Genomic DNA, 15,651 nt, shown 5'->3' with positions numbered 1-15,651 from the left:
GAGAACTGATATGCAAATCGGAGATGTTGCCGACCGGTCCGGCCTGCCAGCCAAGACCATCCGCTATTACGAAGACATAGGGTTGGTGACGCCCGCCCGTGACACTAATGGCTACCGCGTATTTGGCGAAAGCGATATGCACCGGCTGTCGTTTGTGGCGCGGGCGCGGGCCTTGGGGTTCACCATAAAACAGTGCCGCAGCCTGCTTGAACTTTGGGGCGATCAGGAACGTGCCAGCGCCGATGTCCGTGCGGTGGCGGGGGAACAACTGGTCAAGATCGAGGCCAAGATTGCTGACCTTGAGGCGATGCGCGACACGCTTTCGCGGCTGATGCATGACTGTTCGGGTGACGCGCGCCCAGATTGTCCAATCCTTGATACTTTGGGCGGCGACGCGGCAAAGGTTGCAACGCCGCTCGAGGTAGAGCCTCAAGCGCGGGTCGCGCGGCGGCGGTAGGTCCGTTCCGCCCTTTGGCGATGTCGCTAACTTTTGTTGCTACTGTTAGAGGCGACATGGCTGCTGTCTATGCCGCCCAGGGCGTGAAACAACCCGCTGGTATTGGCGACGTTGAATTTCTTCAAAAGCTTGGCGCGGTACACCTCGACCGTGCGATGCGACAGATCAAGCTGCAGCGCGATTTCCTTGCTGGTCAGCCCGTCTGACAGATGGCTGAGGATTTCGCGCTCGCGGCGGGTCAGCGGCAGGTAGGGGCGGGTGTCCGACAAGTCGGCAAAGCTCCAGACCGCGCGGTCCAGCGGACTCTCCGGGGTGAAGGAGTGACCCCGCACACGGCACCAGAACAGCTTGCCATCCTTGCGCGCCATGATGCGCTCGTCCCAATAGGTATTGGTTTCGCGCAACTGTTTGACGCCCCGATCGCGGATGTTCACAAACTCCTCGTCCGAGGGGTAAAGCACTGAAAACATTTGGCTCCGAAGGGCGTCAGGGGTATAGCCGAACATCCGCGCAAAGGCGTTATTGCATTCGCGGATCAAGCGGCTTTCAGTGACCACCAGCCCGACCGGCGCATGCATAAAGGCAAGCTCTGCAAAAGCGCCGTCGCGAAAGCTGTCTTGAGTACGTATTTCCACGATCTTGTTTGAATCCTCGAATTCGCGATCATTGAGCTACTGATTAAACGTAGGGGACGTGCTGTGCAACTCGCAGTGGAACCCCGGTCTGGGAGGACACCATGAAGACATTGATCCGCCTCGCGGGCGCGATAGCCGGTGCTATGACACTCGCTTCCGCCGCGTTTGCCGAAGACCCCATCAAGATCGCGCTGGTGCACGGCCTGTCCGGCAGCAGCTTTGAAGCCTTCTCAAAACAGGCGCAGACCGGTTTCGAGCTTGGCATCGAATATGCGACGGGTGGCAGCAACACCGTCAAGGGCCGCCAGATCGAGCTGATCATCAAGGATACGCAGTTCAAGCCCGACGTGGCCCGCGCGGTATTGGCCGAAGCCTATGGCGACGATGATGTGCTTCTGGCCGTGGGGCCAACGTCTTCGGGTGTGGCGCTGAGCATGCTGCCGATTGCTGAGGAATATGAGAAAATTCTGATGATCGAACCCGCGGTGGCCGACAGCCTGACCGGGCCGGACAGCAACCGCTATGTGTTTAAAACCTCGCGCAACTCGTCGATGGACATGCAGGCGCAGGCCATTGCCTTGCAACCTGACGAGAACCTCTTCGTCGCCACGATTGCCGAAGATTACGCCTTTGGCAAAGACGGTATCGCCGCGTTCAAATCCGCGCTGGACGGCACCGGTGCGACCGTCGTGACCGAAGAATACGTCCCCCAAGGCACCGCAGATTTCACCGCTGCCGCCGAACGGATGTTCAACGCACTCAAGGACAAAGAAGGCCGCAAGGTTATCCTGGTCTATATCGCGGGTGGCGGCGATGCGCCGGGCAAAATCCAAGCACTGGACCCCAGCCGCTTTGGTATCGAAATCTCGATGGGCGGGCATATCCTGCCGGTGCTGCCCACCTACAAGCGTTTCCCCGGAATGGAAGGTGCTATGTATTACTACTATGAGGCCTACGACAATCCGGTGAACGACTGGCTGGTGAAGACCCATCAGGAGCGTTTCGACGGCCCGCCTGACTTCTTCACGGCTGGTGGCATGTCTGCCGCATTGGCCGTGGTCAAGGCGTTGGAAACAGCCGAAACCCTTGATACTGAATCGCTGATCACCGCGATGGAAGGCATGTCCTGGGAGACCCCCAAAGGCACGATGACCTTCCGCCCCGAGGACCATCAGGCGCTGCAATCCATGGTACACTTCAAGATCAAGGTCGATGACAATGTCGACTGGGCGATCCCTGAACTGGTGCGCATCATCGAAGCCGACGAGATGGATATCCCTATCGGTCGTGACAACAGCAAGTAAGCCGCCCTCCGGCAGACGGCCAGCGCGCATCGTTGCGCTGGCCCGACCTTTCAGGACCCGTATTTCCCATGTCTGAACCCTCGCTCGTCACGCGGGACCTGACCATCCGCTTCGGGGGTCATGTCGCCGTCAATCAGGTGTCTTGCGCCTTTCATCCCGGAGAGTTGACGGTGATCGTTGGCCCGAACGGGGCAGGCAAGACGACTTACTTCAATCTGATTTCCGGCCAGTTGATGCCGACCTCCGGCAGCGTCTCTAAGGGTGCCACCGACATCACCCGCATGTCGCCCTCGACCCGTGTGCATCACGGGGTAGGGCGGGCGTTTCAGCTGACCAACCTCTTCCCGCAACTCACAGTGCTGGAGAATATCCGGCTCGCCGTGCAGGCCCGCTCGGCTGATAGCTGGCGGATCTTCCGCCCCGCTGCTTCCTTCACCGCGCTGACGGCGAAAGCCGAATATTATCTGGAGAAAACCCGCCTCACCAAGCTGGCGCACCAACTCGCCTCGGCCCTGCCGCACGGCGACCAACGCAAGCTGGAGGTGGCGCTGCTGATGGCGATGGAGCCTGACATCTATATGTTCGATGAACCTACCGCAGGCATGTCGCTGGACCACGCGCCCGATGTGCTGGAGTTAATCGCCGGCATCAAGGCGGACCGCAGCAAAACCGTGCTGCTGGTCGAGCACAAGATGGAGGTCGTCCGCGCCCTGGCCGACCGGATCATCGTGCTGCATAACGGCGAACTGCTTGCCGATGGCGCGCCGGGTACGGTGATGGCCAGCGACGTGGTGCGCGATGTCTATCTTGGCGGCGCGACGGAGGAAACCGCATGAGCGTGTTGACCGTCACGGCGATGAAAACCGACATCGGCAAATATGCGGTGTTGCATGACATTACGTTCGAAGTGCCCGAGGGCGGCGTCTTTGTCCTGCTTGGCCGCAACGGTGCCGGCAAGACCACGACGCTGCGCTCCATCATGAAACTGTGGCAGCCGACACCAGGCTCGGTTCGGTTTCAGGGGGAGGATATTACGGGGCTTCACACGGCAGATATTGCGCGGCGTGGCATCGCCTATGTGCCCGAGAATATGGGGATATTTGGCAGACTGACCGTTGAGGAAAACCTCGTGCTCGCCACCGCCAAGGGCAAGTTTGATCCTGCGCGGCTGAAAAACATCTATGCTTTGTTTCCGGCACTGGAGAAATTCTGGACCAAACAGGCTTGGAGCCTGTCGGGCGGGCAAAAGCAGATGCTCGCCGTCGCCCGCGCGATTATCGAGCCGCGGGCACTGATCTTGATCGACGAGCCGACCAAGGGGCTGGCCCCGTCAATAGTGGCCGCCATGGCCGATGCCTTTCGCGAAATATCGCAGAGCGCCACGATTTTGCTGGTCGAACAGAACTTTCACTTCGCCCGCAGCATCGGCAGCAACATGGCGGTGATCGAGGATGGCCGCGTCGTCCACAGCGGCGCAATGGCAGATTTTGCCGCCGACAAAGCCTTGCAGAACAAGCTACTGAGCCTGTCGGCATGAGGGGTATAATGGAAACGATTACCGATAAACTGGGCCGGATCGGTGGGGTCAATCTGCTGCCCGTCGCCGTGGCTGTCGCGGCATTTGTGCTGATCGGCGCACCCTCGTCTTGGGCGACCCTGACGGTGGCTGGGCTGGCGATGGGGATGATGGTGTTCCTGATGGCGAGCGGGCTGAGCCTGATTTTCGGCCTGATGGATGTGCTTAACTTCGGCCATTCAGCCTTTGTCAGCTTCGGGGCCTTTGTGGCGGCCAGTGTTCTGGCGGCGCTCAGCGGTTGGCTGGGGGCCGATAGCGTGTTTTTGAATGCGCTGGCGCTGAGCCTCGCAATCCTTGCAGCGATGAGCTTTGGCTTGGCAGCGGGATGGTTCTTCGAGCGGGTGATTATCCGCCCCGTTTATCACGATCACCTGCGCCAAATCCTGATCACCATGGGCGCGCTGATCGTCTCCGAACAGATCATCCTCGCGGTCTGGGGCGGCACGCCGATCACCGTACCACGGCCACAGTTTCTGGAGGGCGCGTTGATCTTGGGCGACGTCAGCATCGAGATTTACCGGATTTTCGCTGTTCTGTTAGGGCTGGTGGCGTTCGCAGGCCTTTACGTGGTGCTGAACCGCACCCGCATCGGCCTTCTGGTGCGGGCGGGCGTTGAAAACCGCGAGATGGTCGAGGCATTGGGCTACCGGATCGACCGGCTGTTCATCGGGGTCTTCATGGCGGGTTCTGCACTGGCTGCCGTGGGCGGCGCGATGTGGGCAGGCTATGAAACGCTCATCACACCTGCTTTGGGCGGTGAAATGATGATCGTGGTGTTTATCGTGGTGATCATTGGCGGGCTTGGCTCGATTGAGGGGACGCTTTTGGGCGCTTTGCTGGTCGGGCTTACCGCTAATTACGTGGGATTTCTGGCGCCTAAACTGGCGCTCGCGTCCAACATGATCTTGATGATGATTATTCTGATCTGGCGGCCCAACGGGCTGCGTCCGGCAGTGAAATAAGAGGGCGCGGCGATGAAACAGAGCTATGGATACCTCGCCGTGCGGCTTTGCGTCTTTGCGATCTGGGGCTTGCTATGCTTTGCGCCCTTCCTGTTTCAGGACGTGCGCGCGTTGGAGGTCGCGGCCCGGATTTGCATCTTTATCGTGCTGGTGGCGAGCTATGATCTGCTGATCGGCTACACCGGTATTGTCAGTTTTGCCCATACGATGTTCTTCGGTTTTGGCGCATATGGCGCGGCAATTCTGCTCAAACAGATGGGACCGGGTTGGGATGCTGTGGCGCTCGGGGCGTTGGCGGGGGTGGTCGTGTCGCTGATCGTGGCGACCGGCGTTGGGCTGCTGAGTTTGCGGGTGAAGGCGATCTTCTTTGCGATGATTACGCTGGCGACGGCTTCGGTCGCGCTGGTGCTGGCCTCGCAGTTATCGCAGTTTACCGGCGGCGAGGACGGTATCACCTACCGCGCGCCGGACCTGTTCAAACCGGCGACCAAGCTTTTAGTCGATGCAGAAGGTAAGGTTGTTAAGATTTTTGGCGTAAGCCTGAATGGCAAGCTTGCGGCCTATTACTTTGTGTTCTTCAGCGCGCTGGCGTTGTTTTGGGTAATGGTGCGGATTGTCGCGGCGCCGCTTGGGACGGTGCTAAAAGCGATCCGCGAGAATGAGGCGCGGGCCGAGGCGATTGGCTACCGCGTGGTCGCCTACCGGACCTTTGTGTTCTGCCTCTCGGCGGCGGTGGCCTCGCTGGCGGGGACGATCTATGCGGTCTGGCTCAAGTATACAGGGCCGGACACGGCGCTGAGCTTTGCGATCATGATCGACATCCTGCTGATGGTGGTGATCGGCGGCATGGGGACAATGTGGGGCGCTGTGGTGGGCGCGGTGCTGATGGTGCTGGCGCAGTACTACTTGCGCGATCTGATGGGCGTGGCCGCCGACGCGGTGACAGGCGTGCCGCTGCTGCCAGAACTGCTCAACCCCGACCGCTGGCTGCTGTGGCTGGGGATTATCTTTATCCTGCTGGTCTATTTCTTTCCGCGTGGCATCGTCGGCACGGTGCAGACCATGGGCGCACGGCAATGACCGAGCCGCGATTTCGGCTGGTGCCGGTGATGGACCACGAGATTGTCCTCACCGAATGGGGCGATCCGGCGTTGCCGACGCTCGTAATGGCGCATGGGCTGGCCCGCACGGGGCGGGACTTTGACGAGATCGCATCGGCGCTTTCTGACAGCTACCATGTGCTCTGCCCTGACCTGATCGGGCGCGGGCTGTCGAGTTGGTCGGACAATCCGCAGGCCGAATATTCGATTGAATACTACGCTGGGATCTATGGCGATTTGCTGGACCATTGCGGCGTTGATCGGACGGCATGGTTGGGCACGTCACTGGGTGGCTTGATCGGGATGCATCTCGCCTCGGGGCGGGAGGCGGACCGGATTACCGCGCTGGTAATCAACGACATCGGGCCGGAGTTGCCCGATCTGGCGGTGGAGCGGATACTCACCTATATCGGCGCTTTGCCGGAATTTGCTGATCTGGCGCAAGCGGAAAGCTGGCTGCGCGAAGTCTATCTGCCGTTTGGCCCGGCCTCGGACGATTTCTGGTGGCGCATGGCGCGCACCTCAGTGCGGCGCAGAGCGAACGGGCGATTGGCCCTGCATTACGATCCGCGCATCGCGGTGCAGTTCAGCGCGTCACGGGGCGAGTTGACGAGTTGGGACCGCTGGGACCGGATCGTCGTACCAACGCATGTGCTCAGGGGCGCCAATTCCGACTTGCTGAGTGCGGCTGTGGCGGAGCGCATGGGGCAGGCAGGGCCAGAGCCACAGACCACCGTAATAGACGATTGCGGGCACGCGCCGACCCTGTCGCGCCCTGGTGATAGTGCCATGGTTCGAGAGATTCTAGGCGGCTTATCGGGCTAGTCGAAGGTTCCCGCACAACGGCCCAGAAGCATAAAGGCGCGGGCAGTCCGAGTGTCGGCCAGCGCCGATATTTCGCCATCAGATGCGGTCTTTTCAAACTCGGCAAAGGTCCGGTCGAAACGGCGCAGAAAGTGGTGCGCGGCATCGCGAAAGATCGGGTCTTGGCGCATTCGCGCGTTGGACAGCGCCAGCGAAGATCGATCGCGAATGCCCCCGAGTGGCGCAATGGTGCGGCCCCGTGCACCTTGGGCAAACTGGCGCCAAACCTCGGGGCGGGCGCGGTCGGGGCGCAGATCATCCATATAAATGCCGTCCTGGCTCAGCAGGGTCAGCACGTCTTGTGCGGCCTGAATAAGCTGTGCGGCTGTACGGTCTTTGAGCGCGCGGCGCAGGGCGGTGAAGCCGGTCTCATCCTCGGCAGTTTCCGGGAAGTTGAGCGCGCGGATGAAATCTTCGGTCGATAGTTGCGGCGCAATATCGGCCGCTTGGGTGCCAAGTGCGAGCTTGGGCTGATCGTCAACCGGAATGGCGGCGGCAGCAGGCGCACGGCGGGCATTTTCGTCGCGGCGGCTTTGGAAGGTTGCCAGCGCGGTTTCGGTTTTGCGGGCCGCGGCGGCAATTTCGTCCAGCTTGCGCGCGACAGAGGGCTCCGAGCGCATGTGGCTGCCTTGGGCCTGCGCGATATACGCTTGGCGGATTGCATCGATTGAGGCCTGCAAACGTTGGCTTTCCTCGCGCATGACCTTGCTGGCCCGAGCCGCCGTGGCCGCGACCCAGATCATCGCTACCGGCATGAAGATCGCCAGCATCGTCATCAGAAAACGCAGCCCTTCGGCCCCGTCGCCGGTGCTCGTATCGTCGGACGAGGTTAGAAAAAATATCGCGGCACCCAACAGCCAGATGCCGCTGAGCACGACCGCGATCACTTCGATCTCGGATACACCGGCAGGTTTGGGGCGGTCATAGATGCCGAGCGGGGTCGGGCGGGCAGCCGTATTCGCGCCCTTGGGCTGGGGCTGGCGCGGGTCCTGAACAGGAGCCTGCACGATTTCGGTTGTGATTTCAGTCATGCGACACGGCCTTTATCAGGCATAGACGATCTTGAGGACCTCATATGACTTTTCACCTCCCGGAGTACGCACCAGCACCGAATCCCCTTCTTCCTTGCCGATAAGGGCGCGGGCGATGGGCGATTTAATGTTCAGCAGTCCCTTTTCGATCTTGGCCTCATATTCGCCGACAATCTGATAGGTTTTCTCTTCGTCGGTGTCTTCGTCGACCAAGGTGATAAGCGCGCCGAATTTGATTGCGCCGGACAGTTTGGCAGGGTCGATCACATCGGCGAGCGAGATCGCCCCCTCGAGCTCTTTGATCCGGCCTTCGATGAAGGACTGCTTTTCCTTGGCAGAATGGTACTCGGCATTTTCGGATAAGTCACCGTGTTCGCGCGCTTCGGCAATCGCCTTGATGATGGCGGGGCGTTCAACGGATTTGAGGTGCTTGAGTTCGGTCTCAAGCGCGCTGTGCCCTGCGCGGGTCATCGGAATCTTTTCCATGCACTGCTGTCCACGTAATGAGGGCCGCACCCCGGTTAAATTCCGGGGGCGGCCAATTTGCAATTTCTGACAGTCACCTGACCCAAACTGGGTGGTAAATGCAAGGGCAGAACGGGGATCGGCCAATTCGTTCTGCTGGATGCGGTCAGTCGTACTGCACGACTTCGTATTCAATGCCGTCGCTGTCGTGGAAGTAAAACCGCCGCCCCGGTTCATAATCGGCGTGGTTGCCCGAGATAAAGCCCTGCGCTTTGACCCGAGCTTCGGTCGCATCGAGGTCGTCCACCACAACAGCGATGTGGTTCAATCCGCCGACGGTTTTGTAGCTATCTTCGGTGGCGGGCGCAGGCGTGCCGGGAGAGTAAAGCGCGACATAGTGGCTTTCGGTGCCGACATGTTTAGTATGACCGCCCGCCATTGCGTCGCCTTGCCAGCGGATTTTCCAGCCAAAGATATGCTCCATCCAAGCAGCAGTGGCAGCAGGGTCGGAGACGGTGAAATTGGTGTGTTCGAGCATCGCGGGCATAGGATAGTCCTTTGGTAAACTACGTTGACACCCTCTGTATAATTTCTAAACCTAACTTTAGGTCAAGGCATTATTCTGGAGTGAGGGATGGCAGGGAATGATGGGCTATCGATTGGCGCATTGGCGCGGCGCACGGGTTTGGCGGTCTCCGCGATTCGCTATTACGAGGCGCAGGGGTTGATCAAACCGTGGCGCAACGCGGGCGGCCAGCGGCGTTTCGAGCGTGCTGATCTGCGCCGGTTGAGCTTTGTGATGATTGCCCAGCAGTTCGGCTTTACCCTGCCACAGATCAAGGCCGAGCTGGACCGGCTGCCGGGCGGGCGCACCCCGACACCTGCCGATTGGGCCGATATCAGCGCCGGGTTTCGCGCGGCGTTGGACAGCCGGATTAACACCCTTACACGACTGCGCGACAATCTGGATGGCTGTATCGGCTGCGGCTGCCTAAGCCTTGATAAGTGCGCGCTTTATAACCCGCAGGATCGCGCCGCGGAGAAGGGCACGGGGCCACGCTATCTGTTGGGGGATTTGCCTGCGCGTTAGGGGCGATGCCCCGATCTGGTATTGCGGAGGGCGGAACCGGAGCGCTGGGTGGGGGTTGCGTCACTACCCCTCATAAGGAAAAACCGCCATGACTGATGCCTCACCCGAGATCGTCGCACCCGGCTTTATCGGCTGGATGGTCTGGATCGCTGTCCTTGGGGGGCTCAGCCTGCTGCTCGGAAATCTGGTCGGGTCCATCGTGGTCCCCGGGCATGACTTTGTCGCCGATACCGTCAGTGATCTTGCCGCAGGCAAATACGAGATTATTCAGGATGTAGCGCTTTATGGATTTGCTGCATCGTTGATGGCGCTCGCCCTTGGTGCGGCGGTCCTTCATGATGGCCAAACTAAGTGGAGCCTTCTGATCGGTGCACTTGCGCTGTTGGCCGCCTGCGTCGTGATCATCGGGGCGCGAAATGAATACGGCGATAACGACAGCGACGGCGTAGTGATCCACATCTACGTGGTCTACGTCATCGGTGCGCTTTTCGCGGCGTGCTTCCTGATCGGTGGCCTTGCAGGCAGCCGTATCGCCGGATTTTTCGCCCCGCTTTCATGGCTGTGCCTCGTGCTCTGGGCCGTCGGGGCGCCGGTGTTCTTTTTCCTCCCAACCGAATGGGACGGGTTGTGGGAGCGGGGCCTTGGCGTGATTTGCGTGGTCTGGGTCATTGGGTTTGCCTGGGCGATGCGGCACCGCAGCCAACAGGCTGTGCGCTAACCCAGCGTCAATTTTACGCCCCGTCCTGATTGCAATGATCTGCCGCGTGGTTTAGCCACAATCAACCATAAATTAATGCCTGCTAGGGAGCCCCGCCAATGGCCGAAATTGAACGCGAAACGATGGAGTATGACGTGGTTATCGTAGGCGCGGGGCCTGCGGGCCTATCAGCTGCGATCCGGCTCAAGCAATTGGATGCCGATTGCACGGTAGTGGTCCTCGAAAAGGGCTCGGAGGTCGGTGCGCATATTTTGTCGGGCGCGGTGCTGGATCCCTGCGGCATTGATGCGCTGATCCCCGACTGGAAGGCCAAAGGCGCGCCGATCACCGTGCCGGTGAAGGAAGACAATTTCTATATGCTGGGTGAGGCAGGTAAGCTGCGCATCCCCAACTTTCCGATGCCGCCGCTGATGACAAATCACGGCAACTATATCGTCTCCATGGGCAATGTGTGCCGTTGGATGGCCGAGCAGGCAGAAGAGCTTGGCGTCGAGGTTTTCCCCGGCATGGCCTGCTCTGAGTTGGTCTACGGCGAGAACGGCGAAGTCAAAGGTGTGGTTGCTGGTGAGATGGGTAAGGCCGCGGACGGCACGCCTGGCCCGAACTATGAGCCGGGGATGGAGCTGCACGGCAAATACGTGTTCCTCTCCGAAGGCGTGCGTGGATCGCTGAGCAAACAGGTCATCGCGAAATACGACCTCGATGCCGGAAAGGAGCCGCAGAAATACGGCCTTGGCATGAAGGAAATCTGGGAGATTGATCCTGCCAAGCACAAAGAGGGCACGGTGACCCACACGATGGGCTGGCCGCTGAACAGCAATGCAGGCGGCGGGTCGTTCATCTATCATCTTGATAACAATCAGGTCTATGTGGGTTTCGTAGTGCATTTGGGCTATAAAAACCCGCATCTCTTCCCCTACATGGAATTTCAGCGATTTAAGCATCACCCGATGGTGGCTGACCTTCTGAAGGGCGGCAAACGTGTGGCCTATGGCGCACGCGCGATTACCGAGGGTGGCTATCAGTCGATGCCCAAGATGGTCGCACCGGGTGTGGCGATGTTGGGCTGCTCGGTCGGCATGGTTAACGTGCCGCGGATCAAGGGCAATCATAACGCGATGCTGTCTGGCAAAGCGGCGGCCGAGGCCGCCTTTGCCGCGATCAGCGCGGGCCGTTCGGGTGATGAGTTGACCGACTACGAAGCCGACGTGCGCGATGGCGCGATCGGGGCTGACCTGAAAAAAGTGCGTAACGTCAAGCCGTTGTGGTCGAAGTTCGGGCTGACCGCATCGCTCGCCATCGGCGGATTTGACATGTGGTGCAACACGCTGGGCTTCTCGCTGCTCGGCACGCTCAAGCACGGTAAATCCGACGCCGAAGCGACCGAGGAAGCTGCCAAGCATAAAGTGATTGATTATCCCAAGCCCGATGGCAAACTCAGCTTTGACCGTCTGACCAACGTGGCGTTCAGCTTTACCAATCACGAGGAAAGTCAGCCTGCGCATCTGACGCTCAAGGATCCGAGCATTCCGGTCAGCTACAACTTGCCGAAGTTCGCGGGCCCCTCGGCACGCTATTGTCCGGCGGGTGTTTACGAATTTGTCGGCGAAGGCGCCGATGCCAAATTTGTGATCAACTTTCAAAACTGCGTGCACTGCAAAACCTGCGATATCAAGGATCCGGCGCAAAACATCGTTTGGACCACACCACAGGGCGGTGACGGGCCAAATTACCCGAATATGTAAGGGTTTAGCCATCAACTATGACAGCGGGGCGCCTTAGGGCGCCCCGTTTGTTTTCGCGGGGACCCGCCGATCTATGCGGACGCACCGGCACCCATACGCCCGCGCCATTGCGCTTGGCATCAGGTCTGATAGCCTTGGGCGAAAGTGGTTTGAGGCAGTTGATGATGATGCGCAAGATCCTGAGTGTGGCCGGCGTTCTGGCCCTGACGTTAACCACGACACCGCCTTTGCAGGCTGATGGCATGTCGGGTGCCTATCTTGCCGGACGCCATGCGGCGGTGCGCAGCGACTATAGCGAAGCCGCCCTCTATTATACCCGCGCCCTGGCACAAGATCCCAGCAATGCCGAGCTTTTGGAAAGTGCCGCGCTGGCCTATCTCTCGCTTGGTGCGGTTGAGCAGGCGTTGCCATTGGCACGCAAGTTGGAAGAAACCAACCAGACCAGTCAGGTCGCCCATATGGTGATCACCGCGGCACTGGCGCAAAAGGAAGATTACACCACCCTGCTAGACCGCGACAAAGAGGCCGCAGGCGTCGGGCCGTGGGTGGATGGCTTAGTCAAGGCTTGGGCCGAATTGGGCACCGGTAATATGACCGGCGCGATGAAACGCTTTGATGAATTGGGCAAAGAGCCGGGGATGACAGGTTTTGTGATGTATCACAAAGCCTTGGCGCTCGCGAGCGTGGGGGATTACGAAGGCGCAGAAGCGATCTTTGGTAGCGAGGGCGCAGGTGCCGCAGGGCAGACCCGTCGCGGTGTGATCGCCCATGCCGAAGTGCTGGCCCAGCTCGACCGCCGCGAGGATGCCGTGCTGATTTTGCGCGCCGCTTTTGGCGATGCCACCGACCCCGAACTGGCACAAATCATCACCGCGCTCGAAGGCGAGGGCCCCGTACCCTATACGCAAGCGCGGACCGCGCGTGAGGGGATCGCGGAAGTGTTCTTTACTTTCGCTGCCGTATTGAAAAGCGAGGCTGCCGGCGACTATTACGTGCTGCTGTTCTCACGGATCGCCCGCTATCTGGAGCCGGATCACGTTGATGCTTTGCTGCTGACTGCCGACTTGCTGGAAGGGTTGCAGCAATATGATCTCGCAATTGAGGTCTATCGCTCAATGCCCGCCGACAGCCCTGCCTACCACGCGGCGGAGCTCGGCAGAGCCGACGCGCTGCGCCGTTCGGACCGACTGGATCAGGCCATCGAAGTGCTGGAACAGCTGACACGCAGCCACGGCACTTTGCCTTCGGTGCAGTCGACTTTGGGTGATCTGCTCCGCGCCAAAGAGGATTACGCGGGCGCCATCACCGCCTATGACCGCGCGATTGAACTTGCCCCCAAAGATACGCCATCGCGCTGGTTGCTTTATTACTCACGCGGTATCGCCCATGAGCGGAGTGACGACGGAGAGGCCGCTGAAGCCGATTTCCGCGCCGCACTGGCGCTGGAGCCCGAACAGCCACAGGTGTTGAACTATCTGGGCTATTCGCTGGTCGAACAGCAGCGCAATCTTGATGAAGCGCTGGATATGATCGAACGCGCCGTCGCGGCCAGCCCGACCTCCGGCTATATTGTGGATTCGCTGGGGTGGGTGTTCTACCGCCTTGGCCGCTATGACGAGGCAGTCGGGCAGATGGAACGCGCGGTCGAGCTGATCGCGGTTGATCCTGTGGTCAACGACCATCTTGGCGATGTGTATTGGGCCGTGGGCCGCGCCCGCGAAGCCGAGTTCCAATGGCGCCGTGCCCTGTCCTTCATCGATGTTGACGACACCGATACCGAAGCCGATCCCAAGCGCATTCGCCGCAAGCTGGAAGTTGGTCTCGACGAGGTGCTGGACGAAGAGGGGTCGCCGCCTTTGAAGGTGGCGAATGAAGGCTAGCTCCGGCTTCGCTCCGGCAAAGATAAACCTGTCACTGCATGTCACCGGCCAACGCGCCGATGGGTATCACCTGCTGGATAGTTTGGTGGTATTTGCCGATGTTGGCGATCGGTTGACCTTTCAGCCTGATAGCAAGCTGGGCATCGATGTTTCCGGCCCGTTTTCGCAGGGTGTCCCAGACGACAGTCGCAATAGTGTCTGGCAGGCGGCGCAAGCGGTGGGCTGGTCCGGACGGATAGCAATAGAGAAGAACCTGCCCAATGGTGCGGGCATCGGGGGCGGCTCCGCCGATGCGGCAGCCTTTTTACGATATTTTGCTCAGGGCGATGTGGCGATCGATTCTGAGATCGCGTTGCGCCTTGGCGCCGATGTACCAGTTTGTTTGAGCGAGCTGCCGCAACGCATGCGGGGCATCGGCGAAAATATAGCCGCCGTGGCGGGGCTGCCAAAGCTGCATATGGTGTTGGTAAATCCGCGCGTCGCCCTGCCAACGCCTGCGGTGTTCAAGGCTCTGCAAGTCCGTGAAAACGCGCCGATGGAAACTCTACCAGTCGAAGCCGGAGAGGAGGCCGTTTTCAACTGGCTCTCCGAGCAGCGCAACGATCTGGAAACCCCCGCAATTGCCGTGCAGCCGGTGATCTGTTCGGTGCTTGCCGCGCTTGCAGATGCGCGCATCAACCGCATGTCCGGATCCGGTGCCACTTGTTTTGGCCTATACGCCACGGCGAATGAGGCCGCGCAGGCAGCAGCGCGCATTACACATGACTTCCCCGAATGGTGGGTCATCGCGACAACAACCGTTGCCAGCAGGCCTAGCTGATCCGGCTCACCACAAAATCAGCGAGGTCACCGAGCATGGTTTTGAGGTCATGGTCGGGTAGGGGCGCGAGCGCGTTCTTGGCCATCTCCGCCCATTTGCGGGCATCTGTCTTGGTCGCGTCAAGGGTACCATGCTGGTGCATTAATGCCAGCGCATGCTCCAGATCGCCGTCTTCCTGACGGCCTTTCTCAATGGTGCGCACCCAGAATGACCGCTGTTCGGCATTGGCCTTCGCAACGGCTTTGATCACTGGCAGCGTGAGTTTGCGCTCACGGAAATCATCGCCGATGTTCTTGCCGGTTGCCTGTGCATCGCCGCGATAATCAAGCAGGTCATCGACAATCTGAAATGCGATCCCCAAGGCATCACCATAGGCGAACAACGCTTTGACATGCCCCTCGGGTGCATCGGCGATCACGCCGCCAACTTCCGTTGCCGCCGAAAACAGCGCCGCCGTCTTGCCGCGTACAACCTGCAAATAAACCGCTTCATCTGTTGCAAGGTTTTGTGCCGCCGTCAGCTGCAACACTTCGCCCTCCGCAATGGTGGCGGCCGCGTTCGACAGGATCTGCATCACCCGCATCGAGCCCGGTTCGGTCATCAACTGAAATGAGCGGGCAAACAGGTAATCGCCAACCAGCACCGAAGATTTGTTGTCCCACAAAAGGTTGGCAGTAGGGCGACCCCGGCGCTGCGCGCTTTCATCAACTACGTCGTCATGCAACAACGTGGCCGTGTGAATGAACTCGACCGTGGCGGCCAAATGCACATGAAACGGGCCGCCATAGCCGCACATCCGCGCTGCGGCCAGCGTCAGCATCGGGCGCAACCGCTTGCCGCCCGCACCAACCAGATGCGCCGTGACTTCCGGGATGCGGGGGGCATGTTCGGACGCCATGCGCTCGGTGATCAGATCGTTGACAGCGGCCATATCAGCGGCGAGGTAGTCGGCCATCAGGTCCAGCGGCTTCTGCGCGGCGTCGTTATTCATAAGCATGTCCCAC

The 15,651-nt window shown here is 60.0% G+C and carries 17 protein-coding genes; 12 read left to right on the top strand and 5 right to left on the bottom strand.

Features of this window, described 5'->3' with window-relative positions:
- Positions 1-10: 10 nt before the first annotated feature.
- Positions 11-457, top strand: coding sequence for a Cu(I)-responsive transcriptional regulator (gene cueR, locus BM174_RS01445; protein WP_093922036.1), 447 nt, complete (start codon positions 11-13; stop codon positions 455-457).
- Positions 458-483: 26 nt separating this feature from the next.
- Here the strand turns inward: cueR and BM174_RS01440 are convergent, their stop codons facing one another.
- The gene (locus BM174_RS01440) at positions 484-1,095 is read right to left on the bottom strand and encodes a LuxR C-terminal-related transcriptional regulator (protein WP_425442308.1); all 612 of its coding nucleotides are present in this window, start codon (positions 1,093-1,095) and stop codon (positions 484-486) included.
- 98 nt (positions 1,096-1,193) lie between these two features.
- On the opposite strand from BM174_RS01440, the gene BM174_RS01435 reads away from it, so the two are divergent.
- From BM174_RS01435 to BM174_RS01410, 6 genes are all read left to right on the top strand, one after another.
- The gene (locus BM174_RS01435; RefSeq protein ID WP_093922035.1) at positions 1,194-2,396 is read left to right on the top strand and encodes a substrate-binding domain-containing protein; all 1,203 of its coding nucleotides are present in this window, start codon (positions 1,194-1,196) and stop codon (positions 2,394-2,396) included.
- A 68-nt stretch (positions 2,397-2,464) separates the two neighbouring features.
- Complete coding sequence (locus BM174_RS01430; protein WP_093922034.1) at positions 2,465-3,232, top strand: ABC transporter ATP-binding protein; 768 nt, start codon at positions 2,465-2,467, stop codon at positions 3,230-3,232.
- Positions 3,229-3,933 carry an ABC transporter ATP-binding protein gene (locus BM174_RS01425; protein WP_093922033.1) on the top strand — a complete coding sequence of 235 codons (705 nt, stop codon included), beginning with the start codon at positions 3,229-3,231 and terminating at the stop codon, positions 3,931-3,933. Before BM174_RS01430 ends, BM174_RS01425 begins: the two co-directional genes overlap by 4 nt.
- An 8-nt stretch (positions 3,934-3,941) precedes the next feature.
- On the top strand, positions 3,942-4,934 hold the full coding sequence (locus BM174_RS01420) for a branched-chain amino acid ABC transporter permease (RefSeq protein WP_093922032.1): 993 nt from the start codon (positions 3,942-3,944) through the stop codon (positions 4,932-4,934).
- Between the two features lie 12 nt (positions 4,935-4,946).
- Positions 4,947-6,014: a branched-chain amino acid ABC transporter permease gene (locus tag BM174_RS01415; protein WP_093922031.1), complete on the top strand. Its 1,068-nt coding sequence runs from the start codon at positions 4,947-4,949 to the stop codon at positions 6,012-6,014.
- A complete protein-coding gene (locus BM174_RS01410) occupies positions 6,011-6,859 on the top strand; it encodes an alpha/beta fold hydrolase (protein WP_093922030.1) in 849 nt (282 codons plus the stop codon). Before BM174_RS01415 ends, BM174_RS01410 begins: the two co-directional genes overlap by 4 nt.
- Here the strand turns inward: BM174_RS01410 and BM174_RS01405 are convergent.
- From BM174_RS01405 to BM174_RS01395, 3 genes are all read right to left on the bottom strand, one after another.
- On the bottom strand, positions 6,856-7,929 hold the full coding sequence (locus tag BM174_RS01405) for a hypothetical protein (RefSeq protein ID WP_245766230.1): 1,074 nt from the start codon (positions 7,927-7,929) through the stop codon (positions 6,856-6,858). The two genes, BM174_RS01410 and BM174_RS01405, sit on opposite strands and share 4 nt — an antisense overlap.
- 15 nt (positions 7,930-7,944) lie before the next feature.
- Positions 7,945-8,415, bottom strand: a complete 471-nt coding sequence (gene greA / locus BM174_RS01400) for a transcription elongation factor GreA (RefSeq protein ID WP_093922029.1) — start codon at positions 8,413-8,415, stop codon at positions 7,945-7,947.
- Between the two features lie 145 nt (positions 8,416-8,560).
- Positions 8,561-8,941, bottom strand: a complete 381-nt coding sequence (locus BM174_RS01395; RefSeq protein WP_093922028.1) for a VOC family protein — start codon at positions 8,939-8,941, stop codon at positions 8,561-8,563.
- Positions 8,942-9,028: 87 nt separating this feature from the next.
- Between BM174_RS01395 and soxR the strand changes: the two genes are divergently transcribed.
- The 5 genes from soxR to BM174_RS01370 all read left to right on the top strand — a co-directional run bounded on the left by soxR (position 9,029) and on the right by BM174_RS01370 (position 14,647).
- Complete coding sequence (gene soxR, locus BM174_RS01390) at positions 9,029-9,484, top strand: redox-sensitive transcriptional activator SoxR (protein ID WP_093922027.1); 456 nt, start codon at positions 9,029-9,031, stop codon at positions 9,482-9,484.
- A gap of 88 nt (positions 9,485-9,572) precedes the next feature.
- A complete protein-coding gene (locus BM174_RS01385; RefSeq protein WP_093922026.1) occupies positions 9,573-10,202 on the top strand; it encodes a DUF998 domain-containing protein in 630 nt (209 codons plus the stop codon).
- A gap of 98 nt (positions 10,203-10,300) precedes the next feature.
- Positions 10,301-11,947, top strand: a complete 1,647-nt coding sequence (locus tag BM174_RS01380; protein ID WP_093922025.1) for an electron transfer flavoprotein-ubiquinone oxidoreductase — start codon at positions 10,301-10,303, stop codon at positions 11,945-11,947.
- 164 nt (positions 11,948-12,111) lie between these two features.
- On the top strand, positions 12,112-13,827 hold the full coding sequence (locus tag BM174_RS01375; RefSeq protein WP_093922244.1) for a tetratricopeptide repeat protein: 1,716 nt from the start codon (positions 12,112-12,114) through the stop codon (positions 13,825-13,827).
- On the top strand, positions 13,817-14,647 hold the full coding sequence (locus BM174_RS01370) for a 4-(cytidine 5'-diphospho)-2-C-methyl-D-erythritol kinase (protein WP_093922024.1): 831 nt from the start codon (positions 13,817-13,819) through the stop codon (positions 14,645-14,647). The genes BM174_RS01375 and BM174_RS01370 overlap by 11 nt, the downstream gene beginning before the upstream one ends.
- Here BM174_RS01370 and BM174_RS01365 read toward each other — a convergent pair.
- Entirely contained in the window at positions 14,640-15,638 is a 999-nt protein-coding gene (locus BM174_RS01365; protein WP_093922243.1) for a polyprenyl synthetase family protein, read from the bottom strand. The two genes, BM174_RS01370 and BM174_RS01365, sit on opposite strands and share 8 nt — an antisense overlap.
- Positions 15,639-15,651 lie beyond the last annotated feature (13 nt).

Source organism: Sulfitobacter brevis, from assembly GCF_900112755.1.
In the GTDB taxonomy this organism is placed as follows: domain Bacteria; phylum Pseudomonadota; class Alphaproteobacteria; order Rhodobacterales; family Rhodobacteraceae; genus Sulfitobacter; species Sulfitobacter brevis.
Note: the sequence above shows the minus strand (reverse complement) of the source record. Positions and strands in the feature narration are given on the sequence as shown.